The sequence below is a fragment of the Serratia sp. Ae19-1 genome (assembly GCF_059801225.1).
Window position 1 is genome coordinate 686064 of the sequence record NZ_JBCHWD010000001.1, and the last position, 22130, is coordinate 708193.

The window sequence follows — 22130 nt, forward strand, 5'->3', positions numbered from 1 at the left end:
CAAACGCGCGTCGGATACGTCAGAGTCCCTCGCCATACGGCAAGGAAGCGACTATCGGGTGGTTACAATCTCCAACATACAGGCCTCGGGCAGTGAAAAACGCCAGGGCGGCGTTTCAGCGCGGTTACTGTAGCCAATGACCGATTGGCTGTCAATCCGCCGGCGACGCGGGCCGCCGGCGAAAGGCCCATTAGAAAGGCTTGGTCGGCAGGTATTTGCCGTCCAGGGTGATCACCGCGCGTTCGCCGCCGTCCGGATCGGCGACCTTCTTGATATCCAGCTTGAAGTTGATGGCGCTGATGATGCCGTCGCCAAACTGCTCGTGCACCAACGCTTTCAGCGTGGAGCCGTAAACCTGCAGCATTTCATAGAAGCGATAAATGGTCGGATCGGTCGGCACGCCGCCGGGGATGCTGCCGCGCAGCGGGATGGTTTGCAGCAGCCGCACCGCCTCTTCGTCCAGCCCCAGCTTGGCCGCTACCGCGCGCGCCGCCGGTTCCGGCAGCGCATGCTGCCCGAGCAGCGCGGCGGTGACGAATGCCAGACTGAGGCCGGTGCCTTCGGTCAGCGCTTCGAACGTCAGGTTCTGGCGGATTTTGGCGGCCATGATGGTGTCGGTAAGCGCTTCGCGCGGGGCGGCGTTATGCAGAGAGTGTGTCATATTGGCTCCTTGTTGGCTTAAAAACGGGCGATCGCCGGCGTGGCGGTCACCTCGGGATGGGTGGCGAGCGGCACGAAGCGGCGGGTTTCACCGTCCAGCGCCTCGATAGCGCCGCTGGCGATGTCATAGACCCAGCCGTGCAGCTTCAGGCGGCCCTGCTCCAGCGCCAGGGCGACGGAAGGGTGCGTTTTGATGTTGTTGAGCTGGGCGATGACGTTCTCGCGCACCATCGACATGACCCGCGCCTCATCGGTGGCGTGCGGATAAGCCTGATTGACCGCCCTGGCCGAATCGGCGTAGCGCAGCCAGCCGGCGACCGTCGGCAGGTGATCCAGACACTGGCAGGTGGCGATGGCGGTCATCGCGCCGCAGTCGGAATGGCCGCAGATCACGATATCCTCCACGCCCAGCGCGGCGACGGCGTACTCGACCGAGGCGGAGACCCCGCCGGGTTCGGGGCCGAAGGAAGGCACGATGTTGCCGGCGTTGCGGATCACGAACAGATCGCCCGGCTCGCGCTGGGTGACCAGCTCCGGCACCAGACGGCTGTCGGAACACGAGATAAACAGGGTGCGCGGGTTTTGGCGGGTCGCCAGCCGCTGAAACAGCGCCGTGCGTTCAACAAAGGCTTCGCGCTGGAACTTCAGAAAGCCCTCAATCACCTCTTTCATCTTTTTCTCCCTGGGGTGTCGTTATGCGATGACGGCATGATGAACGCTTCTGGCTATAGGGTCTAAGACCCATTTATAATGATATCTATAGTTATTGCTAATAGCTGGGGCGCTATGCTGCTGCGACACATTCGATATTTTCTGGCCGTTGCCGAACAGGGCAATTTCACCCGCGCCGCTGAAGCGCTGCACGTCTCGCAACCGACGCTGTCGCAGCAGATCAAGCAGCTGGAGGAGGCGCTGGGGGCGCCGCTGTTCGATCGCAGCGGCAGAAGGGTGCAGCTGACCGACGCCGGTGAGGCCTGGATGCGCTATGCTCGGCTGGCGCTGCAGGATTTGGACGCCGGCGCGCGGGCGATCCATGACGTAGCGACGCTGGAGCGGGGCCATTTGCGGCTGGCGATGACCCCGACGTTCACCGCCTATCTGGTGGGGCCGGCGATCGATGCGTTCTACCGTCGCTATCCGGGAGTCACGTTGAGCATTGAGGAAATGGCGCAAGAGCGGATCGAAACGCTGCTGGCGCAGGATCGACTGGATCTGGGCATCGCTTTTGAGATGGCGCAGTCGGTGGAGGTGGAAGCCACGCCGTTGTTCAGCGAGACGCTGGAGCTGATGGTCGGCGCCGATCATCCCCTGGCGGCGCGGCGTCGGCCGCTGGCGCTGGCGGAGTGGCAACATCTGCCGCTGGCCTTGCTGAGCGGCGACTTCGCCACGCGGCAGTTTATCGATCGCTACTGCACGCAGCTCGGTTTTCGGCCGCAGGTGGCGGTGGAGGCCAATGCGCTGGGCGCCATCCTTGAGATCGTGCGGCGCGGGCAGCTCGCCACGCTGCTGCCGGCCGCCATTGCGCGCGAGAACCGGCAGTTGAAAAAGGTGGTGCTGGCCAACGCCATGCCGGCCCGGCAGGCGGTGTTGCTGCAGCGCAAAGGCGCTTACCGCAGCGCCGCCGCGCAGGCGTTTATCGCCGTATTGCAGCAACAGGGCGTTACGCCAACGCACTCCAGCGCTGCGTCATCCCGAGCAGATGCACCAGCCCGAAACCGAGGCAAATCAGCGAGCTGACGACGATGAAGCGTTGGCTGCGGCCGGTATCGCGCAGGGCGAAGGGGCCGGCGACGCCGCGCAGCAGGTAGATAAAGGTGATGATAAACAGCGCGGGCCGCAGCAGCGGCAGCGGCGCGATCAGCCCGGCGCCGGACAGTGCGTACAGAGCCCAAATAAACAGCACCAGCGCGATACCGGCGGTGACGACGGCCGGGAACTTTTTACCGGCTTCCGCCGCCTTAATGAAGCGATCGCCGGCGCCGCACAGCCGATAGCCGCGCGGCCCGGCGGCGATCACCCAAATATGCAGCAGGGCGGCGATGGCGCTCAGCGCAGCGCCGATCAACAGCGCGGTGTTATAGAGGTGTGGCATGGTAGGGCTTCCCTGTCAGCAGAGTGGTTGGCATGAAGCGTAGACCAGAAAAGACGAATTAACCGAACGCAACAGGGAAGAGGAGCACGTGATGAGAGTGGCGACAGGCATGCTGAGCGTATTGGCGCTGTGGAGCGGGCTGGCGATAGCGCAATCTGCGGCGCTGACGCTGCCGCGGGAAGACAAATCGAGCATTCGTTACTATCTGGATGCCGCCGTGCCAGGGAAGACGTCACCGGCGCTGCTGGTGATCCTGCAAGGCTCGGATTGCAACAGCGTGCGGCATATTCGTCTGGTCGCGCCAATGCGGCAGGTGTTACCGGCCGCAGACCTGCTGACGGTGGAGAAATACGGCATCGACGACCGGTTGCCGTACAGCGAAGACGTGCCGCGGTGGGATTGTCCGGACGCTTTCGTGCAGCGCGACACGCCGCAGCAGCGGGTGAGCGATGTCACCCAGGTGCTGCAGACGGTGATTAAGCAAAACGGCTATCGACAGGTTGCGGTGCTGGGGGGCAGCGAAGGGGCGGTGATCGCCAATCTGGTGACGGCCTCCTCGGGCCGGATTGACGCCACCCTGGCGTTCAGCGGTGGCGGACGATGGTTCATCGACGACGTGCGCCACAGCGCCGCCAGCGCGCCGGCGGAAGAGAAAGCCGGGCTGAACGCATTTTTACAGCAGGTGCTGACGGCGCCGCCGTTCACCCTGAACGCCAGCGATCATGGCTATGGCTGGTGGCACGGCATGCTGAGCATCGATCAGCTCGCCACCCTGCGAAGCATCAAGACGCCGGTGCTGATCGTTCAGGGCGAGCGGGATCGCGCCGTTTCACCGGGGGCAGTCGGGAAAATGATCGCCGAGCTGCGGGCCGCAGGCAAAACGAATATCACCTACCTTAATTATTCGGCATTGGACCATGTGATGCGGCGCGAGAACGGCGACAGCGAGATGACGCGGGTGGTGGCGGATATGCGCGTGTGGCTGGAGCAGCAGCTGCGTTGAGCGGCCATGCCACTCACAAATATTCTTGCTAATCAGGCGGTGCGCTCGTTGGGGCGTTTCGCCTGGGTATTTTCCGCTAAACCGCCTGCGGGCGGATGTGCCCGCAACCGCTCAAAATGTCACCGAAACTTCCCGCGATCTCTGCACCCCGTTGTGGCATAATGCGCGCCAAATCACATTCCCTATGTATAAAGAGCGAGCGCTGTGTTAAGCACTAACAACATCACCATGCAGTTCGGCAGTAAGCCGCTGTTTGAAAACATCTCTGTCAAATTCGGCGGCGGCAACCGTTACGGCCTGATCGGCGCCAACGGCTGCGGCAAGTCCACCTTTATGAAAATCCTCGGCGGCGATCTGGCACCGAGCGGCGGCAACGTGTTCCTCGATCCGAACGAGCGCCTGGGTAAACTGCGTCAGGACCAGTTCGCCTTCGAGCAGTACAGCGTGCTGGACACCGTGATCATGGGCCACACCGAACTATGGGCGGTGAAGGAAGAGCGCGACCGCATCTACGCCTTGGCGGAGATGAGCGAAGAAGACGGCTATAAAGTGGCCGATCTGGAAGTGGCCTACGGCGAAATGGACGGCTACAGCGCCGAAGCGCGTGCCGGCGAACTGCTGCTCGGCGTTGGCATCCCGGTGGAACAACACTACGGTCCGATGAGCGAAATCGCGCCAGGCTGGAAACTGCGCGTGTTGCTGGCGCAGGCGCTGTTCTCCGATCCGGAAATCCTGCTGCTCGACGAACCGACCAACAACCTGGACATCGACACCATTCGCTGGCTGGAAAACGTGCTCAACGAGCGCAACAGCACCATGATCATCATTTCGCACGACCGTCACTTCCTGAACATGGTCTGCACCCACATGGCGGATCTGGACTACGGCGAACTGCGCGTTTATCCGGGCAACTACGACGAATACATGACCGCCGCCACTCAGGCGCGTGAGCGTCTGCTGGCGGACAACGCCAAGAAGAAGGCGCAGATCAATGAGCTGCAATCGTTCGTCAGCCGCTTCAGCGCCAACGCCTCCAAATCCAAGCAGGCCACCTCACGTGCCCGCCAGATCGACAAGATCCAGCTGGAAGAGGTGAAAGCCTCCAGCCGTCAGAACCCGTTCATCCGTTTCGAGCAGGACAAGAAGCTGTTCCGTAACGCGCTGGAAGTGGAGGCGCTCACCAAGGGCTTCGATGAAGGTCCGCTGTTCAACAAGCTAAACCTGATGGTGGAAGTGGGGGAGAAGGTCGCGGTGCTGGGCGCCAACGGCATCGGTAAAACCACCCTGCTGAAAACACTGGTGGGCGACGCGCAGCCGGACAGTGGCACCGTGAAGTGGTCGGAAAATGCCCGTATCGGTTACTACGCGCAGGATCACGAATACGAGTTCGACGACACCCTGAGCGTGTTCGACTGGATGAGCCAGTGGAAGCAGGAAAAAGACGACGAGCAGGCGGTGCGCAGCGTGCTGGGCCGTCTGCTGTTCAGCCAGGACGACATCAAGAAGAAAGTGAAGGTGTTGTCCGGTGGCGAGAAGGGCCGCATGCTGTTCGGCAAGCTGATGATGCAGCGCCCGAATATTCTGGTGATGGACGAACCGACCAACCACCTGGATATGGAATCCATCGAATCGCTGAACATGGCGCTGGAGATGTACGAAGGCACGCTGATCTTCGTCTCCCACGACCGTGAGTTCGTCAGCTCGCTGGCGACGCGCATTCTGGAGATCACCCCGAACAAGGTGATCGACTTTACCGGCAACTACGAAGACTATCTGCGCAGCCAGGGTATCGTGTAATCCTCACGGCAACGCATCAGGGCGGGAATTATCCCGCCCTTTTTTTATCCGTCATTTCCCGCCGCACACCTCGCAGTGCGGATCCTTTGGCAGTTTCATCTCCCGGAACTGCATGCTCATCGCATCGAACATCAACAGCTTGCCGCGCAGCGGCTGACCATAGTCGGCCAGCAGCTTGATGGCTTCCATCGCCTGCAGAGTGCCGATAGTGCCGACCAGCGGCGCCATCACGCCCGCTTCAACGCAGGTGAGGGCGCTGTCGCCGAACAATCGGCTCAGGCAGCGGTAGCAGGGTTCGCCCGGCTGATAGGTGAACACGCTGAGCTGGCCCTCCATGCGGATCGCCGCGCCGGAAACCAGCGGCTTGCGCTGCGCGTGGCACAGACGGTTCAGCGCATTGCGCGCCGCTACGTTGTCGGTGCAGTCCAGCACCAGATCGCAGGCGGCGATCTCTGCCGCGACTGCGTCATCTTCCAAACGACCGTCGATCGCGTCGATGCAGATATGCGGGTTGATGGCGCTCAGTTCCTGCCTGGCCGAGGCGACCTTGCTCATGCCGATGCGATCGTCGCGGTGCAGGATCTGGCGCTGCAGGTTGGAGAGCGAGACGGTGTCGAAATCCACCAGCACCAGATGGCCGACGCCGGCCGCCGCCAGGTAAGGCGCGGCGGCGCAGCCCAGCCCGCCCAGCCCGGCGATCAGCACGCGGGCGGCCTTCAGTTTCTCCTGGCCGTCGAAGTCAAAGCCGCGCAGCACGATCTGGCGGTTGTAGCGCAGCGCTTCGGCGTCGGTCAGTTCCGGCAGCATGTTCAGCTCCTCAGCAGGGCGTTGAACGGCTCAATCTCCACCGTTTCACCCGCTGCCACTGAACCGCGTTCGCGCTCCAGCACGATGAAACAGTTGCCCTGGCTGTAGGAGCTGAACACGTGCGAACCCTGGTGTCCGGTGGTGCTCACCTCCAGTTCGCCCGCGGCGTTGCTGCTGAACACGCCGCGCTGGAAGTCGAGGCGGCCCGGCGATTTCTTCAGCGGCGTCAGTACCCGCGCGCGCAGGCGCGGCGGCAGGCGCCAGTCGCTGTGGCCGGCCAGCTTCGCCAGCAGCGGTTGCACCAGTTGGTAGAAGGTCAGGGCGGCGGAGACCGGGTTGCCCGGCAGGCCGCAGAACCAGGCGTGGCCCAGTTTGCCGAAGGCGAACGGTTTGCCGGGTTTGATCGCCAGCTTCCAGAAGCTGACCTGGCCCAGTTCGTCGAGCATCTGTTTGGTGTAGTCGGCTTCGCCGACCGAGACGCCGCCGCTGCTGATCACCACGTCAGCCTGGCTGTCCGCCTGTGTAAAGGCGGCGCGCAGCGCGTCGCGATCGTCGCGGATAATGCCGAGATCGAGCACTTCACAGCCCAGCTGTTCCAGCATCAGGCGCACCGCGAAGCGGTTGGTGTCGTAGATCTGGCCCGCCTGCAGCGGCTGGCCAACCGGCTGCAGCTCGTCGCCGGTGGAGAACACCGCAACCTTCAGCTTACGCATCACCTGCACTTCAGCGACCCCGAGCGAAGCCAACAGCGGCAGCTGCGCGGCGCCCAGCTTCACGCCGGCCGGCAACACGCTCGCGCCCCGGCGAATGTCTTCGCCCGCCAGACGGATATTCTGGCCTGCTTCTGCCGGTGCACTAAAACGCACGCCCTGGTCGCTCACTTCGGCCTGTTCCTGCATGACTACCGCCTCCGCACCGGCCGGGATCGGCGCCCCGGTCATGATGCGCACGCAGCTGTTGGCCGGCCATTCGCCGTCGAACGGCGCACCGGCGAAGGCCTTACCGGCGACCGGCAGCGGAACGTCGGCCTGTAAATCGGCAAGGCGCACCGCATAGCCGTCCATCGCCGAGTTGGCGAACGGCGGCACGTCGAGCGGCGAGACTACCGGCGCGGCGGTGATGCGGCCGGCGGCGGCGGTCAGGGCGACGGATTCGGTTTGCTGCAGCGGGGCGATCTGCCCGAGCATTTTTTCCAGCGCTTGCTCCAGGGAGATGAGATCGGAAGTATGGCAATGATCCATAAGAGGAACTCCGTAATCAGGGTGCGCTCAAAGAGCGACAAAGTGCGGCTATTATGGCAGAGAACGCCGGGGGGGAGAACGGATTATGCCCGCCATCTTTCGCACTGCGTCGTGAGGGCGTTCGGGTATAAACTGGGGAAAACAGAGGAGAATCATGATGCATAAACAGGTTATCGAGTTCTGGTTCGACGAGATAGAACCCATCATGTGGTTCAAAAAGGACGACGACTTCGATCGTCTGCTGCACAGCCGCTTCGGCGAAATCTGGCGGGCGGCGGCGGCGGGGGAGCTGGCGCACTGGCGCGACACCATCGAGGGACGCTTGGCGGAGGTGATCGTGCTCGATCAGTTCAGCCGCAACCTGTTCCGCGGCACGCCGCAGTCGTTCGCCTGCGACGGCATGGCGCTGGTCCTGGCGCAGGAAGCGATCCGCAGCGGCGAGTGCGAACGGCTGAGCCGCGAGCAGCGCGGCTTCCTCTATCTGCCGTTCATGCATTCGGAATCGCCGCTGATTCACCAACAGGCGCTGGTGTTATATACCGAGCTCAATAACGGCGACCAGCTGGAGTTCGAGCTGCGGCATAAGGCGATTATCGATCGCTTCGGCCGCTACCCGCATCGCAACGCGATATTGGGGCGCACCAGCACGCCGGAAGAAGAGGCCTTTTTGCAGCAGCCAGGCTCGGGTTTTTAATCGTCGGATCATCTGCGCCCGACCGGGGAAAAAACAGCAGGCCGGGCGTCGAAATAATGATTATTCAGCGCGAACGTTTATTTCATTACGCTACGCCCCTATTTCCGCATGCGGGATTACCATTAATCCCAACCGCGCTGTCAGCGGTTTTTCGATTTTCATAACTCGCTGTTTTTATTCCAATAAGCTATTTCAAGGTGCGAAACGGTCTAAGCGCGCTACGCTAAAAGCGGGGCGTGGACGTTATGCTGTACTTCCACTGTCGGACCAAATAGAGTCGAAAAAGACTGAATAATAATGATACCGCGCTCAGCTTTTTCGCTGTGCAACGGCGGGATTAACACAGGGTGTCAGGCAAATGAGCAAACCAGTGATTGCCATTCATGGCGGCGCGGGCGCAATTACCCGGGCGGCGCTGAGTGCGGAAAAGGAACGGCAGTATATTCAGGCGTTGTCCGAGATCGTGGCCGCCGGGCAGGCGATATTGGCGCAGGGCGGCAGCGCGCTGGACGCGGTGACCGAAGCGGTGCGGCTGCTGGAGGAGTGCCCGCTGTTCAACGCCGGCAAAGGGTCGGTGTTTACCCATCAAGGCACCCACGAGCTGGATGCCTGCGTGATGGACGGCCGCACCTGCGATGCTGGCGCCGTCGCCGGCGTCGGCCGCATTCGCAACCCGGTGCTGGCGGCGCGCGCGGTGCTGGAAAATAGCGAACACGTGCTGTTTGCCGCCGAAGGCGCCGAGAAGTTCGCCGCCGCCCACGGCCTGGAAATGGTTCCCCCCGATTTCTTCTTCACTCAGGAACGCTTTGATCAGCTGCACCGCGCCCAGGCGGAGCAGGGCCGGGTATGGCTCGATCACGACGGCGCGGCGCAGGCCGGCGATCCGCTCGATCCCGATCGCAAATTCGGCACGGTCGGCGCAGTGGCGCTGGATGCGCTGGGCAACCTCGCCGCCGCCACCTCCACCGGCGGCATGACCAACAAACAGGCCGGCCGAGTGGGCGACACGCCGATCATCGGCGCCGGCTGTTATGCCAACAATGCCACGGTGGCGGTTTCCAGCACCGGCACCGGCGAAATCTTCATGCGCGGCGTGGCGGCCTATGACGTCTCCGCCCTGATCGAATACGCCGGCCTCAGTTTGCAAGAGGCCAGCGATCGGGTGGTGATGGAGAAACTGCCGGCGCTCGGCGGCAGCGGCGGCATGATCGCCGTCGATCGCCACGGCAATATCGCGCTGCCGTTCAACAGCGAGGGGATGTACCGCGGTTTTGGCTATGTCGGCGATGCGCCGTCCGTCGGGATTTATCGCTAATCGTTCACCGGGAGGGTGCATGACCGACGTTTCATTCCAGCCCGCCGGCGGCGGCGGGCTGTCATTGCCGCCGCAGCGTGTGCTGTCGGTGCGCGATCTGAGCATCAGTTTTCCTCAATCGGAAGGCGCCGTGGAAGCGGTGCGCAGCCTGTCATTCGATCTCGATCGCGGCGAGACGCTGGCGATCGTCGGTGAGTCCGGCTCCGGCAAATCGGTCACTTCGCTGGGGCTGATGCGGTTGGTGGAGCAGGGCGGCGGGCGCATCGTCAGCGGCGCCATGACGCTGCGCCGCCGTGACGGCGCGCTGCTCGATCTGGCGCGCGCCTCGCAGAGCACGCTGCGCAGGGTGCGCGGCGCTGACATGGCGATGATCTTCCAGGAGCCGATGACCTCGCTCAACCCGGTGTTTCCGGTCGGCGAGCAGATCGCTGAATCGCTGCGCCTGCATCAGGGGATGGATCACCGCAGCGCGCGCCAGGAGGCGCTGCGTATGCTCGATCTGGTGCGTATTCCGGAGGCCAAAGAGGTGCTGGGGCGCTACCCGCACCAGCTTTCCGGCGGCATGCGCCAGCGGGTGATGATCGCCATGGCGCTCTCCTGCAAGCCGGCGCTGCTGATCGCCGATGAACCCACCACCGCCCTCGACGTCACCATTCAGGCGCAGATCCTGCAGCTGATCCGCGTGCTGCAACGGGAGATGCAGATGGGGGTGATCTTCATTACTCACGATATGGGCGTGGTGGCCGAGATCGCCGACCGGGTGCTGGTGATGCGCCGTGGCGAACAGGTGGAACAGAATCGGGTGCGTGAGCTGTTCGCCGCGCCGCAGCAGGACTACACGCGGGCGCTGTTGGCGGCGGTGCCGAAGCTGGGGGCGATGGCCGATTGCCCGCTGCCGGCGAAGTTTCCGCTGCCGGGTGACGAGGGCGATGAAGTGCCGCAGGATACCGTGCCGCCGAGCGCCGCGCCGATCCTGCAGGTGGAGCATCTGGTCACGCGTTTTGATCTGCGCGGTGGGCTGTTCAATCGGGTTACTCGCCGGGTACACGCGGTGGAAAACGTCAGTTTCGATCTTTACCCCGGCGAGACGCTGGGACTGGTGGGCGAGTCCGGCTGCGGCAAGTCCACCACCGGGCGCTCTTTGCTGAAGCTGGTGGACAGCCAGAGCGGCACCATCACCTTCGCCGGGCGGCGAATCGATCAGTTGAAGGGGCCGGCGCTGCAGCACCTGCGGCGCGATATTCAGTTCATCTTTCAGGATCCCTACGCCTCGCTCGATCCGCGCCTGACGGTCGGTTTCTCCATCATGGAGCCGCTGCTGGTGCACAACGTGATGCGCGGCCGGGAAGCGGAGCGGCGCGTGGCCTGGCTGCTGGAACGCGTCGGCCTGCTGCCGGAGCATGCGCGCCGCTACCCGCACGAGTTTTCCGGTGGCCAACGCCAGCGCATTTGCATCGCACGCGCGTTGGCGCTGAACCCGAAAATGGTGATCGCCGACGAGGCGGTCTCGGCGCTGGACGTGTCGATTCAGGCGCAAATCGTCAATCTGTTGCTCGATCTGCAGCGCGAGTTCGGCATCGCTTTTCTGTTCATTTCACACGACATGGCGGTGGTGGAGCGCATCAGCCACCGGGTGGCGGTGATGTACCTCGGGCAAATTGTCGAGATCGGCCCGCGGCAGGCGGTGTTTGACAACCCGCAGCATCCCTACACCCGCAAGCTGATGGCGGCGGTGCCGGTGGCCGATCCCGCTCACGCCCACAAACGGCAGCCGTTGCCGGTCGATGAGATCCCCAGCCCGGTACGCGCGCTGGGTGATGAACCCGTTACCGCACCGCTGGTGCAGGTTGGCGCCGGGCACTTTGTCGCCCGCCACCCGATCGCCGGTGCTTTTTAAAGACCTCAGGAGAGACAAGCGACATGAAGCACACATTCAAACGCAATGCGCTGTTGGCCGCCGTACTGCTGGCGGCGGGAACCGGCCCGGTCTGGGCGGCCAAGGACGCGGTGATCGCCGTGGCGTCCAACTTCACCACCCTCGATCCTTACGACGCCAACGACACGCTGTCGCAGGCGGTAGCCAAGTCTTTCTATCAGGGGCTGTTCGGCTTCGACAAGGACATGAAGCTGGTGAACGTGCTGGCGGACAGCTATGAGGTCAGCAAAGACGGCCTGACCTACACCGTTAAACTGCGCCAGGGCATTAAATTCCACGACGGCACCGCGTTCAACGCCGAGGCGGTGAAGGTTAACCTCGACCGCGCCAGCAACCCGGACAGCCACCTCAAGCGCTACAACCTGTTCAAGATGATCGACAAAACCGAGGCGGTGGACGCCAATACGGTGAAAATCGTGCTGAAGGCGCCGTTCTCGGCGTTCGTCAACAATCTGGCGCACCCGGCGGCGGCGATCATCTCGCCGGCGGCGCTGAAGCAATACGGCAAGGAGATCGGTTTCCACCCGGTCGGCACCGGGCCGTACCAGTTCGAGACCTGGAACCAGACCGATTTCGTCAAGGTGAAGAAGTTCGATGGCTACTGGCAGCCGGGGCTGCCGAAGCTCGACAGCATCACCTGGCGCCCGGTGGTGGATAACAACACCCGCGCGGCGATGTTGCAGACCGGCGAGGCGACCTTCGCCTTCCCGATCCCTTACGAGCAGGCCAAGGTGCTGGAAGGCAACGCCAAGCTGGACGTGGTGGCCGCGCCGTCGATCCTGCAACGTTACATCAGCATGAACGTCACCCAAAAGCCGTTCGATAACCCGAAGGTGCGTCAGGCGCTGAACTACGCCATCAACAAGGACGCGCTGATCAAGGTAGCGTTCGCCGGCTACGCGGTGCCGGCGGAAGGGCCGGTGCCGCCGGCGATCGACTTCGCCGCCCGCTATAAGCCGTGGCCGTACGATCCGGCCAAGGCGCGTGAGCTGCTCAAAGAGGCCGGCTATCCGAACGGTTTCACCACCACGCTGTGGTCGTCCCACAACCACAGCACCGCGCAGAAGGTGCTGCAGTTCACTCAGCAGCAGCTGGCGCAGGTGGGGGTGAAAGTGACGGTGACGGCGATGGACGCCGGGCAGCGCGCGGCGCAGGTGGAAAGCGTCGGGGTGAAAGACACCGGCGTGCGGATGTTCTATACCGGCTGGTCGGCTTCGACCGGGGAGGCCGACTGGGCGCTGTCGCCGCTGTTCTCCACTCAGGCGGCACCGCCGAAGCAGTTCAACACCGCGTTCTACAGCAACCCGCAGGTGGACAAGGATCTGACCGACGCGCTGGCGACCACCGATCGCGCCGAGAAACAGAAACTGTACCAGGACGCGCAGGATCGCATCTGGGCCGACGCGCCTTGGATCTTCCTGGCGACCGAACGTCTGTTGTCGGCCAACAGTAAACAGCTGAGCGGCTTCTACGTGATGCCGGATACCTCGTTCAACTTTGATAACGCCGATCTGAAATAAGGCGCCCATCCCCGCCCGTGGCCACGCGGCTGCGGGCGGGGGAAGGAATGAGATGCTCAATTATTTTCTGAAACGACTGCTGGGCCTGATCCCGACGCTGCTGATCGTGGCGGTGCTGGTGTTTCTGTTCGTCCATCTGTTGCCGGGCGATCCGGCGCGGCTGGCGGCGGGGCCGGAGGCCGACGAGGCGGTGGTGCAGCTGGTGCGCAAGGATCTGGGGCTGGATAAGCCGCTGCCGCAGCAGTTCGCGCACTTCTTCGTCAACGCGCTGCGGGGCGACTTCGGCATCTCGATGGTGTCCAAACGGCCGGTGAGCGAAGAGATCGCTTCGCGCTTTATGCCGACCTTCTGGCTGACCGTGGCCAGCATGCTGTGGGCGGTGGCGTTCGGTCTGGCGATCGGCGTGGTGTCTGCAGTGTGGCGCAACCGTTGGCCGGATCGTCTCGGCATGACGCTGGCGGTGTCGGGGGTCTCGTTCCCGGCCTTTGCGCTCGGCATGCTGTTGATGCAGGTGTTCTCGGTCGAGCTGGGGTGGCTGCCGACGGTGGGTGCCGACAGCTGGCGGCACTACATTCTGCCTTCGATAACCCTGGGGGCGGCGGTGGCGGCGGTGATGGCGCGCTTCACCCGCGCTTCGTTCGTCGAGGTGCTGCAGGAGGACTACATGCGCACCGCGCGCGCCAAGGGCGTGCGGGAAAGCGTGGTGGTGATGAAACACGGCCTGCGTAACGCGATGATCCCGGTGGTGACCATGATGGGGCTACAGTTCGGCTTCCTGCTCGGCGGTTCGATCGTGGTGGAGAAGGTGTTCAACTGGCCGGGGCTGGGGCGGTTGCTGGTGGACTCGGTGGAAATGCGCGATTACCCGGTGATCCAGGCCGAGGTGTTGCTGTTCTCGCTGGAGTTCATCCTGATCAACCTGCTGGTGGATATGCTGTACGCGGCGATCAACCCGGCGATTCGTTACCAATGAGGATGCGGCATGATTAAGCATTGGCGGCGCAACGCCGCACTGAAGGTGATGCCGCTTATCGAGCCCAACGCGGTGCGCACGCCGTGGGGCGAGTTTTGGCGGCGTTTTCGCCGCCAGCGGGCGGCGCTGGTCGCCGGTCTGTTGGTGTTGCTGCTGATCGCGGCGGCGCTGCTGGCGCCTTATCTGGCGCCGTTCGATGCGGAAAACTATTTCGATTACGACCGGCTGAACGAAGGGCCTTCGCTGATGCACTGGCTGGGTGTCGATTCCCTCGGGCGCGATATCTTCAGCCGCATCCTCATGGGCACGCGCATTTCGCTGGCGGCCGGGGTGTTCTCAGTGCTGGCGGGCGGGGCGATCGGCACCTTGCTGGGGCTGCTGGCCGGCTACTATGAGGGCTGGTGGGATCGCCTCACCATGCGCGTGTGCGACGTGCTGTTCGCGTTTCCCGGCATTCTGCTGGCGATCGGCGTGGTGGCGATCATGGGCAGCGGCATGGCCAACGTGATTGTCGCGGTGGCGATCTTCAGCATTCCGGCCTTTGCTCGCCTGGTGCGCGGCAACACGCTGGTGCTGAAGCACCTGACCTATATCGAGTCGGCGCGCAGCATCGGCGCTTCGGACTGGACCATCATTCTGCGGCACATTCTGCCGGGCACGTTGTCGTCGATCGTAGTCTATTTCACCCTGCGCATCGGCACCTCGATCATCACCGCCGCCAGCCTGTCTTTTTTGGGCCTGGGCGCCCAGCCGCCGACGCCGGAGTGGGGGGCGATGCTCAACGAGGCACGCGCCGATATGGTGATCGCGCCGCACGTGGCGATCTTCCCCAGCCTGGCGATATTCATCACCGTGCTGGCGTTCAACCTGTTGGGCGACGGATTGCGCGACGCGCTCGATCCGAAGCTGAAGGGGTGATGCTTTAACGTATGGCGCATATTTGAACGGGCTCAAATGTCGTCTCAATGCTACTATCGTTCGATAAACCGTGTTGTTTGCACGAAAATGAGTGAGAGAGGTGCCGATGCCAGTAAAACAACGAACGACGCAAAGTGTGACCATGACGCTGGAACGCAGTTTGTTGAGCCGTGCGCGTGAGGCGGGGATTAATCTCAGTGCGACGCTAACTGCTGCTTTAGATGCTGAGTTGCGTCAGCATGAGAGGATAAAATGGCAGGAAGAAAACCGAGAGGCGCTTGAAGCGCTTAACCGATTTAATGATGAGCATGGTTGCTTTAGCGACGAATACAGGACGTTTTAGCGATGCAATTTACGGTGTATGCGAATAGGGGGAACAGCGCGGTTTATCCCCTGCTGCTTGATGTGACGAGCGATATCATTGGGCAATTAAATCGTCGGGTTGTGATCCCTTTGTTGCCCGTTGAAAAATACCCGGGGAGTACACGACCGGAGCGCTTGATCCCGTTGATCCGATTGATTGATGACAACGAGTACGCCGTGATGACATATGAAATGGCCAGCATCCCGGTTCGGGCTTTGGGGGCCGAGTTTTGTGATGTTTCCCAGTATCGGACCAGGATAAAAGCCGCCATCGACTTTCTTCTTGACGGTATTTGAAGAAATCCGGGCGGTTTAACCGCCCGGATTTTTTATCAGCGGAACAGGTGCTCGGCGTGGAAGCGCAGGTGATCTTCCACGAAGGTGGCGATGGTGAAGTAGCTGTGATCGTACCCCGGCTGAATGCGCAGCGTCAGCGGCCAGTCGCGCTGACGCGCCAGTTCGGCCAACCGCGCCGGCTGCAGCTGATCGGCCAGGAACTGGTCGTCGTCGCCCTGGTCGATAAGCACCGGCATTTTCTCCGCGCCGCTGGCCAGCAGATGGCAGCTGTCGTACTGCAGCCATTGGCTTTCGTCGCTGCCCAGATAGGCGGTGAACGCCTTGCGGCCCCACGGCACCTGGCACGGGTTGACGATCGGCGCGAACGCCGACACCGAGCGGAAGCGCTGCGGATTGCGAAACGCCATCATCAGCGCGCCGTGGCCCCCCATCGAGTGACCGAAGATAGATTGACGATCGCTGACGCTGAAGTGCTGTGCGATCAGCGCCGGCAGTTCGGCGCTGACGTAATCGTACATGCGGAAGTGACGATCCCACGGCGCCTGGGTGGCGTTCAGGTAGAACCCGGCGCCCTGGCCCAGATCGTAGCCTTCGTCGTTCGGCACCTCGTCGCCGCGCGGGCTGGTGTCCGGCATCACCAGCACCAGACCCAGCTCGGCGGCGATGCGTTGCGCGCCGGCTTTCAACGTGAAGTTCTCGTCGTTGCAGGTCAGCCCCGACAGCCAGTACAGTACCGGCGGCGGGTTATCATCGCGCGGCGGCGGCAGGTAGATGCTGAATGTCATGTTGCAATTCAGGCTCTGCGCCGCGTGGCGATAACGCTGTTGCCAGCCGCCGAACATGCGGTGCTCTTCGAGAAGTTCCAATGACAACGTCATCTCTGCCTCCTGGCTTATTGGTCGAAGTGGATAACGGTGCGGATCGATTTGCCTTCGTGCATCAAATCGAACGCTTCGTTGATCTGCTCCAGCCCCATGGTGTGGGTGATAAAGTCGTTCAGCGCGAACTCGCCGTTCAGATAACGCTCGACGATGCCCGGCAGCTGCGAACGGCCCTTGACGCCGCCGAACGCCGAACCGCGCCAGACGCGGCCGGTCACCAGCTGGAACGGACGGGTGGCGATCTCTTCACCGGCGCCTGCGACGCCGATGATCACCGACTCGCCCCAGCCCTTGTGGCAGCATTCCAGCGCGGAGCGCATCACGTTAACGTTGCCGATGCACTCGAAGGAGAAATCGACCCCGCCATCGGTCAGTTCGACGATCACGTCCTGAATCGGCTTGTCGTAATCTTTCGGGTTGATCAGGTCGGTGGCGCCCAGTTTGCGCGCCAGATCGAATTTGCTGGTGTTGAGATCGATGCCGATGATGCGGCCTGCGCCGGCCATCTGCGCGCCGATGATCGCCGACAGGCCGATACCGCCCAGGCCGAAGATCGCCACGGTATCGCCCGGCTGCACCTTGGCGGTGTTGATCACCGCGCCCATGCCGGTGGTCACGCCGCAGCCCAGCAGGCACACTTCTTCCAGCGGCGCTTCCTTGTTGATTTTCGCCAGTGAGATTTCCGGCACCACGGTGTACTCAGAGAAGGTGGACGTGCCCATGTAGTGGAAGATCGGCTTGCCGTCCTTGAAGAAGCGGGTGGTGCCGTCCGGCATCAGCCCTTTACCCTGAGTGGCGCGGATCGCCTGGCACAGGTTGGTCTTGCCGGATTTACAGAATTTGCACTCGCCGCATTCCGGGGTGTAGAGCGGGATCACGTGGTCGCCGACCGCCACGCTGGTGACGCCTTCACCGACCGCTTCCACCACGCCGCCGCCCTCATGGCCGAGGATCGCCGGGAACACGCCCTCCGGATCTTTGCCGGACAGGGTGTAGGCGTCGGTATGGCAGACGCCGGTAGCGACGATCCGCACCAACACTTCGCCTTTTTGCGGTGGCATCAGATCGACTTCCTCAATCTTCAGCGGCTGGTTCGGGCCCCAGGCAACGGCGGCGCGGGTTTTGATCATCTCCATCATAGTCTCCTCAGTAGTTTTCTTTTTAAATCAGGCGATATCGCTAACGTCTGATAAATCGTTGGGGGTGCTTTCATCAACAGCGGCGGTTTCCGTCTGTTCAATAATCAATTCTTTCAGCGCGCGCACGTTCGGCCCGAACGCGTCGCGGCGCCACAGCAGCCAGGTGGCGGTGTCGGCCACTTCCGGCGGGAGGGCGTGAACCCGCACCCGCTCATGGCCCGGCAGCAGGCTGAGCACCGAGTGCGGGATCATCGCCAACCCGGCGCCGCTGGCGACGCAGGCCAGCATCGCGTGATAGGACTGGATCTCCATGACCTGCCCCGGCCGCGCCCCTTCGTTTTTGAACCAGGCTTCCAGCCGCAGGCGGTAGGAGCAGCTGGCGCGAAAGGCGAACAGCGTTTCGCCATTGGCGTCTTTGGCGCTGTGGATCGGCGCATGATCGAGACAGGAGATCACCACCATATGTTCAGGATAGGCGATACAGCCGTTCAACTCGTCATAAGGCACCGGGCCGTCGACCAGGGCGGCCGCCAACGTGCCGGCGCGCACCCGATCGGCGATTTCGCCGGAGGTGCCGGTGGTCAGCGACAGTGAAACCTGCGAGAAGCGCTGGTGGTAAGCCGCCAACAGCGAGGGCAGGCGGGTGGCGGCGGTGCTTTCCATCGAACCGAGGGCGAAGTTGCCCGCCGGTTCGCCGGCGTGGGTGATGCTCATCGCCTCGTCGCTCAGCGCCAGAATCCGGTTGGCGTAACACAGAAAGTTATGGCCCATCGGCGACAGGCGCAGACGCTGCTTTTCACGGATAAACAGATCGGCGCCGAGCTCCTGCTCGAGCTGGCGCAGCCGGGTGGTCAGATTCGACGGCACGCGGTGCAGCTGCTCGGCGGCGCGGGCGACCGAGCCGGTTTCCGCCACGCAGCAGAACATGCGAAGCTGGGTCAGATCCATTTCATTCTCTTTTCGTGATGAACTTGATAACTATTATTCAGTTTTTGTGAGTTTAATACTGCGGCATGATACTGGCAACCTTCTTTTAACCTTTTTGGATACCGATATGGCTTTACGCATTGCCTTGGGTGGTTTTGTCGCGCTGATCGTCGCGATGGGCATCGGCCGCTTCGCTTTCACCCCTCAGGTGCCGCTGATGATCGCTGAACACCAGTTCAGCCTGACCGGTGCCGGGCTGGTGGCGGCGATCAACTATTTGGGCTACCTGTGCGGCGCCTATGATGCGATGCGCGCCACGCGCCACGTCGAACGGCGCCTGTGGCTCGGCGTGTGGGGCGCGGTGGCGCTGACGCTGCTGTCGGCGCTGGCGCAGGATGCGTGGACGCACGGCGCGCTGCGCTTCGTCATCGGTTGGGCCAGCGGCTGGGCGATGGTACTGGTGGCGGCCTGGACCAACGAGCGGTTGGCGCACTACGGTAGGCCGGCGCTGAGCGCGGCGGTGTTCGCCGGGCCGGGCGCCGGTATCTTCCTCAGCGGCATGCTGGCGGTGGGCATCAACACGCTGGGGCTGACGGCGGCGCAGGCCTGGCTGGCGTATGGCGTGCTGGCGCTGGTATTGATAGGAGCGATTAGCGCCTATCTGCCGCGGGCCGGCGAGTTGCACCGCCCGAACGCAGCCCTGGAGCCGCTGCTGTTGACGCCGGCGCTCAAACGTTTGGTGTGGAGTTACAGCCTGGCCGGCTTCGGCTACATCCTGCCGGCGACGTTCTTGTCGCAGATGGCGGCGGCGCGTTTTCCCGGCAGCCTGTTCGCGCAGTTCGTCTGGCCGGTATTCGGCGGCGCGGCGGTGCTGGGGATCGTCATCGGTATTCTGACCCGCCACCGCCTGACCACTCGGACCCGATTGGCGATCACGCTGTGGGTGCAGGCACTGGGCGTGCTGAGCGCCGAAGTGGTGCCGGGCGTGGCCGGTCTGGCGCTCGGGGCGTTGTTGACCGGCGGCGGTTTTCTCTGCGTGGTGCAGCTCGCTCTTCAGCACGGCCGGGAGCTGGCGCCGCGCCATGCGCGCTACATGGCCGGGTTGCTGACTACCGGCTATGCGATCGGCCAGCTGGTAGGGCCGATGCTGTCGGCGCTGTCGACCGCTTTGACCCATCGGCTGGAGCCGGCGTTGTACGTGGCGGTGGCGGCGCTGTTGGCGGCCGGCGTATTGGTGGTCAATACGCCAGCGCGGCGATTGGCGCAAAAAGCGGCGCCGCGGTGATTAAAATCCATACAAAAAACGTGGAATCCCGCAGCCGGCCTGATTGTGCTAAATGCGAATATTTCACCTGCGGATGACGCACAATCACTGGATAATCGCCGCGCTCTCATCTACAGTGGGGGCAAAATCTTGACCGGGTTCACGTTATCCATCACGAAAACTCTGCCGTCACGAGAGCAAGCAATCCGTCGGCCGCACGCCATGCCTGGCCGCCGGCGGGTTCCGTCCGCAGGAGAACAAGTACATGACATCATTAAGTAAAGAAGCCGCGCTGGTGCATGCGGCGCTGGAAGAGCGTGGTCTGGAGACACCGCTGCGCGGGGAAGTGCTGGATCGCGAAACGCGCAAACGCCGCATCAAAGAGCACATGACCGAAATCATGCAGCTGCTGAATCTCGATCTGTCCGACGATAGCCTGGCGGAAACGCCGCATCGCATCGCCAAAATGTATGTCGACGAGATCTTCTCCGGCCTGGACTACGCCAACTTCCCGAAAATCACCGTCATCGAAAACAAGATGAAGGTGGATGAGATGGTGACGGTGCGCGACATCACGCTGACCAGCACCTGTGAACACCACTTCGTGACCATCGACGGCAAGGCCACCGTGGCCTATATCCCGAAAGACTCGGTGATCGGTCTGTCGAAGATCAACCGCATCGTGCAGTTCTTCTCCCAGCGTCCGCAGGTGCAAGAGCGCCTGACCCAGCAGATCCTGGTGGCGCTGCAAACTCTGCTCGGCACCAATAACGTGGCGGTATCGATCGATGCGGTCCATTATTGTGTCAAGGCGCGCGGCATCCGCGACGCGACCAGCGCCACCACCACCACCTCGTTGGGGGGGCTGTTCAAGTCCAGCCAGAACACCCGCCAGGAGTTCCTGCGCGCGGTGCGTCATCACCAGGGGTGATGGCGTTGCGGGGCGACCCGCAAGACGACAACAGGCGCCTGCGGGCGCCTTTTTCATGAGCGGAAGACAGCGATAAAAAATGAACAGTCATCCTCTGCCGCGTATCGCCACGCTGGACTGCGTGCGCGGCATCGCCATCCTCGGCATTTTATTGCTGAACATCAGCGCCTTCGGTTTGCCGAAGGCCGCCTACCTCAACCCGGCTTATCTGGGTATGCCGTCATCACGCGACGCCTGGACCTGGGCGCTGCTCGATCTCTTCGCCCAGGCCAAATTCCTGGCGATGTTCGCGCTGCTGTTCGGCGCCGGGCTGCAAATGCTGTTGCGACGAGGCAAAAGCTGGATCCGCGCGCGGCTGTCGTGGCTGGTGCTGTTTGGCCTCGCGCACGCGATCTTGTTGTGGGACGGTGACATTCTGCTGGCCTACGGGCTGATCGGCCTGGTGTGCTGGCGCCTGATCCGCGATGCCAAAGAAACCTTTCAACTGCTGAAAACCGGCGTGGTGCTGTATCTGATCGGCGTGGCGGTACTGCTACTGCTCGGGTTTGTTTCGCACGGCGAACCGGGCGGCTTCTGGCTGCCTGGCGTGGCGGAGTTACAGTACGAGAAGTTCTGGAAGCTGCAGGGCGGTTTCGAAGCCTGGCGCAGCCGCGCCGATCTGCTCTCTTCCAGCCTGTTGGCCATCGGCGCGCAGTATGGCTGGGAGCTGGCGGGGCTGATGCTGTTCGGCGCCGGGCTGATGCGCAGCGGCTGGCTGCGCGGCAGCTACTCCTCCGGCTATTATCTGCGGCAGGCGGCGTGGCTGCTGCCGCTCTCGGTGCTGATCCAACTGCCGGCGGTGGCGCTGCAATGGCAGGTGCATTGGGACTATCGCTGGAGCGGTTTCCTGCTGCAGGTGCCGCGCGAGCTGGGCGCGCCGCTGCAGGCGATGGGCTATCTGGCATTGTGCTATGGCTTCTGGCCCGCGTTGTCGCGCCTGCGCATCGCTCACTGGCTGAGCCAGGTGGGGCGCATGGCGCTGAGCAACTACCTGTTGCAAACGCTGATCTGCACCACGCTGTTTTATCGCTTCGGTCTCTATGAGCAGTTCGACCGGCTGCAGCTGTTGGCGTTTGTACCGCTGGTCTGGTTGATCAATCTGGCGTTTTCCGCACTGTGGCTGCGTTATTTCACCCAGGGACCGATGGAGTGGCTGTGGCGCAAGCTGACGCAGATGGCCGCCGGCGAAGCGGAAACCAAAGCGCCGAAATGAGCGCCCACCGGCAGGTTAAAAAAATGTATGTAAACGTTTTCTTTCCTGTGACGTAATTCACGCAGAACAGCGGGCCAATCGGGGTAGGATAGCGCCACCGGCCACTACCCCGATTTCAGG

General features: G+C 62.7%; 22 protein-coding genes. 14 read left to right on the top strand and 8 right to left on the bottom strand.

The window, feature by feature from the left end:
• Nucleotides 1–190 precede the first annotated feature (190 nt).
• Both cynS and AAIE04_RS03415 read right to left on the bottom strand, forming a co-directional pair.
• Nucleotides 191–661, bottom strand: coding sequence for a cyanase (gene cynS, locus AAIE04_RS03410; protein WP_019454442.1), 471 nt, complete (start codon nucleotides 659–661; stop codon nucleotides 191–193).
• A gap of 17 nt (nucleotides 662–678) precedes the next feature.
• Nucleotides 679–1332: a carbonic anhydrase gene (locus AAIE04_RS03415; protein ID WP_063919049.1), complete on the bottom strand. Its 654-nt coding sequence runs from the start codon at nucleotides 1330–1332 to the stop codon at nucleotides 679–681.
• A 114-nt stretch (nucleotides 1333–1446) separates the two neighbouring features.
• On the opposite strand from AAIE04_RS03415, the gene cynR reads away from it, so the two are divergent.
• A complete protein-coding gene (gene cynR / locus AAIE04_RS03420) occupies nucleotides 1447–2397 on the top strand; it encodes a transcriptional regulator CynR (protein ID WP_498056451.1) in 951 nt (316 codons plus the stop codon).
• Here cynR and AAIE04_RS03425 read toward each other — a convergent pair.
• Complete coding sequence (locus AAIE04_RS03425) at nucleotides 2321–2752, bottom strand: hypothetical protein (protein ID WP_019454439.1); 432 nt, start codon at nucleotides 2750–2752, stop codon at nucleotides 2321–2323. The two genes, cynR and AAIE04_RS03425, sit on opposite strands and share 77 nt — an antisense overlap.
• Before the next feature lie 91 nt (nucleotides 2753–2843).
• Here AAIE04_RS03425 and AAIE04_RS03430 point away from each other — a divergent pair, with 91 nt between their 5' ends.
• Both AAIE04_RS03430 and AAIE04_RS03435 read left to right on the top strand, forming a co-directional pair.
• The gene (locus AAIE04_RS03430; protein WP_498576489.1) at nucleotides 2844–3755 is read left to right on the top strand and encodes an alpha/beta hydrolase family protein; all 912 of its coding nucleotides are present in this window, start codon (nucleotides 2844–2846) and stop codon (nucleotides 3753–3755) included.
• Between the two features lie 204 nt (nucleotides 3756–3959).
• The gene (locus AAIE04_RS03435) at nucleotides 3960–5552 is read left to right on the top strand and encodes an ABC-F family ATPase (protein WP_071532835.1); all 1593 of its coding nucleotides are present in this window, start codon (nucleotides 3960–3962) and stop codon (nucleotides 5550–5552) included.
• A 51-nt stretch (nucleotides 5553–5603) separates the two neighbouring features.
• On the opposite strand, the gene moeB is transcribed toward AAIE04_RS03435, so the two are convergent.
• Entirely contained in the window at nucleotides 5604–6359 is a 756-nt protein-coding gene (gene moeB / locus AAIE04_RS03440; protein ID WP_498576490.1) for a molybdopterin-synthase adenylyltransferase MoeB, read from the bottom strand.
• A 2-nt stretch (nucleotides 6360–6361) separates the two neighbouring features.
• A complete protein-coding gene (gene moeA / locus AAIE04_RS03445) occupies nucleotides 6362–7600 on the bottom strand; it encodes a molybdopterin molybdotransferase MoeA (RefSeq protein WP_498576491.1) in 1239 nt (412 codons plus the stop codon).
• A 157-nt stretch (nucleotides 7601–7757) separates the two neighbouring features.
• Here moeA and AAIE04_RS03450 point away from each other — a divergent pair, with 157 nt between their 5' ends.
• From AAIE04_RS03450 to AAIE04_RS03485, 8 genes are all read left to right on the top strand, one after another.
• Nucleotides 7758–8294, top strand: a complete 537-nt coding sequence (locus AAIE04_RS03450; protein ID WP_016928462.1) for a DUF924 family protein — start codon at nucleotides 7758–7760, stop codon at nucleotides 8292–8294.
• A 358-nt stretch (nucleotides 8295–8652) separates the two neighbouring features.
• Nucleotides 8653–9609: an isoaspartyl peptidase/L-asparaginase family protein gene (locus AAIE04_RS03455; protein WP_063919054.1), complete on the top strand. Its 957-nt coding sequence runs from the start codon at nucleotides 8653–8655 to the stop codon at nucleotides 9607–9609.
• Nucleotides 9610–9628: 19 nt separating this feature from the next.
• A complete protein-coding gene (locus tag AAIE04_RS03460; protein WP_498576492.1) occupies nucleotides 9629–11506 on the top strand; it encodes a dipeptide ABC transporter ATP-binding protein in 1878 nt (625 codons plus the stop codon).
• Nucleotides 11507–11529: 23 nt separating this feature from the next.
• A complete protein-coding gene (gene gsiB, locus AAIE04_RS03465; RefSeq protein ID WP_019454430.1) occupies nucleotides 11530–13065 on the top strand; it encodes a glutathione ABC transporter substrate-binding protein GsiB in 1536 nt (511 codons plus the stop codon).
• Between the two features lie 52 nt (nucleotides 13066–13117).
• Entirely contained in the window at nucleotides 13118–14038 is a 921-nt protein-coding gene (gsiC, locus tag AAIE04_RS03470) for a glutathione ABC transporter permease GsiC (RefSeq protein ID WP_498576493.1), read from the top strand.
• Between the two features lie 9 nt (nucleotides 14039–14047).
• Nucleotides 14048–14956: a glutathione ABC transporter permease GsiD gene (gene gsiD, locus AAIE04_RS03475; protein ID WP_498576494.1), complete on the top strand. Its 909-nt coding sequence runs from the start codon at nucleotides 14048–14050 to the stop codon at nucleotides 14954–14956.
• Nucleotides 14957–15062: 106 nt separating this feature from the next.
• Nucleotides 15063–15299 carry a type II toxin-antitoxin system CcdA family antitoxin gene (locus tag AAIE04_RS03480; RefSeq protein WP_029988820.1) on the top strand — a complete coding sequence of 79 codons (237 nt, stop codon included), beginning with the start codon at nucleotides 15063–15065 and terminating at the stop codon, nucleotides 15297–15299.
• A gap of 2 nt (nucleotides 15300–15301) precedes the next feature.
• Nucleotides 15302–15616: a CcdB family protein gene (locus AAIE04_RS03485; protein WP_019454426.1), complete on the top strand. Its 315-nt coding sequence runs from the start codon at nucleotides 15302–15304 to the stop codon at nucleotides 15614–15616.
• 35 nt (nucleotides 15617–15651) lie between these two features.
• Here AAIE04_RS03485 and fghA read toward each other — a convergent pair whose 3' ends face one another.
• The 3 genes from fghA to ptrR are packed head-to-tail and all read right to left on the bottom strand — an operon-like array spanning nucleotide 15652 to nucleotide 18584.
• Nucleotides 15652–16494, bottom strand: coding sequence for an S-formylglutathione hydrolase (gene fghA, locus AAIE04_RS03490; protein WP_019454425.1), 843 nt, complete (start codon nucleotides 16492–16494; stop codon nucleotides 15652–15654).
• Between the two features lie 14 nt (nucleotides 16495–16508).
• Nucleotides 16509–17633: an S-(hydroxymethyl)glutathione dehydrogenase/class III alcohol dehydrogenase gene (locus AAIE04_RS03495; protein WP_063919057.1), complete on the bottom strand. Its 1125-nt coding sequence runs from the start codon at nucleotides 17631–17633 to the stop codon at nucleotides 16509–16511.
• Between the two features lie 30 nt (nucleotides 17634–17663).
• On the bottom strand, nucleotides 17664–18584 hold the full coding sequence (gene ptrR, locus AAIE04_RS03500) for a putrescine utilization regulator PtrR (RefSeq protein ID WP_432525414.1): 921 nt from the start codon (nucleotides 18582–18584) through the stop codon (nucleotides 17664–17666).
• 106 nt (nucleotides 18585–18690) lie between these two features.
• Between ptrR and AAIE04_RS03505 the strand changes: the two genes are divergently transcribed.
• From AAIE04_RS03505 to yeiB, 3 genes are all read left to right on the top strand, one after another.
• On the top strand, nucleotides 18691–19848 hold the full coding sequence (locus AAIE04_RS03505) for a YbfB/YjiJ family MFS transporter (RefSeq protein WP_498576495.1): 1158 nt from the start codon (nucleotides 18691–18693) through the stop codon (nucleotides 19846–19848).
• A gap of 244 nt (nucleotides 19849–20092) precedes the next feature.
• The gene (gene folE, locus AAIE04_RS03510; protein ID WP_004938969.1) at nucleotides 20093–20758 is read left to right on the top strand and encodes a GTP cyclohydrolase I FolE; all 666 of its coding nucleotides are present in this window, start codon (nucleotides 20093–20095) and stop codon (nucleotides 20756–20758) included.
• A 79-nt stretch (nucleotides 20759–20837) separates the two neighbouring features.
• On the top strand, nucleotides 20838–22010 hold the full coding sequence (gene yeiB / locus AAIE04_RS03515) for a DUF418 domain-containing protein YeiB (RefSeq protein WP_440528907.1): 1173 nt from the start codon (nucleotides 20838–20840) through the stop codon (nucleotides 22008–22010).
• Nucleotides 22011–22130: the final 120 nt, after the last annotated feature.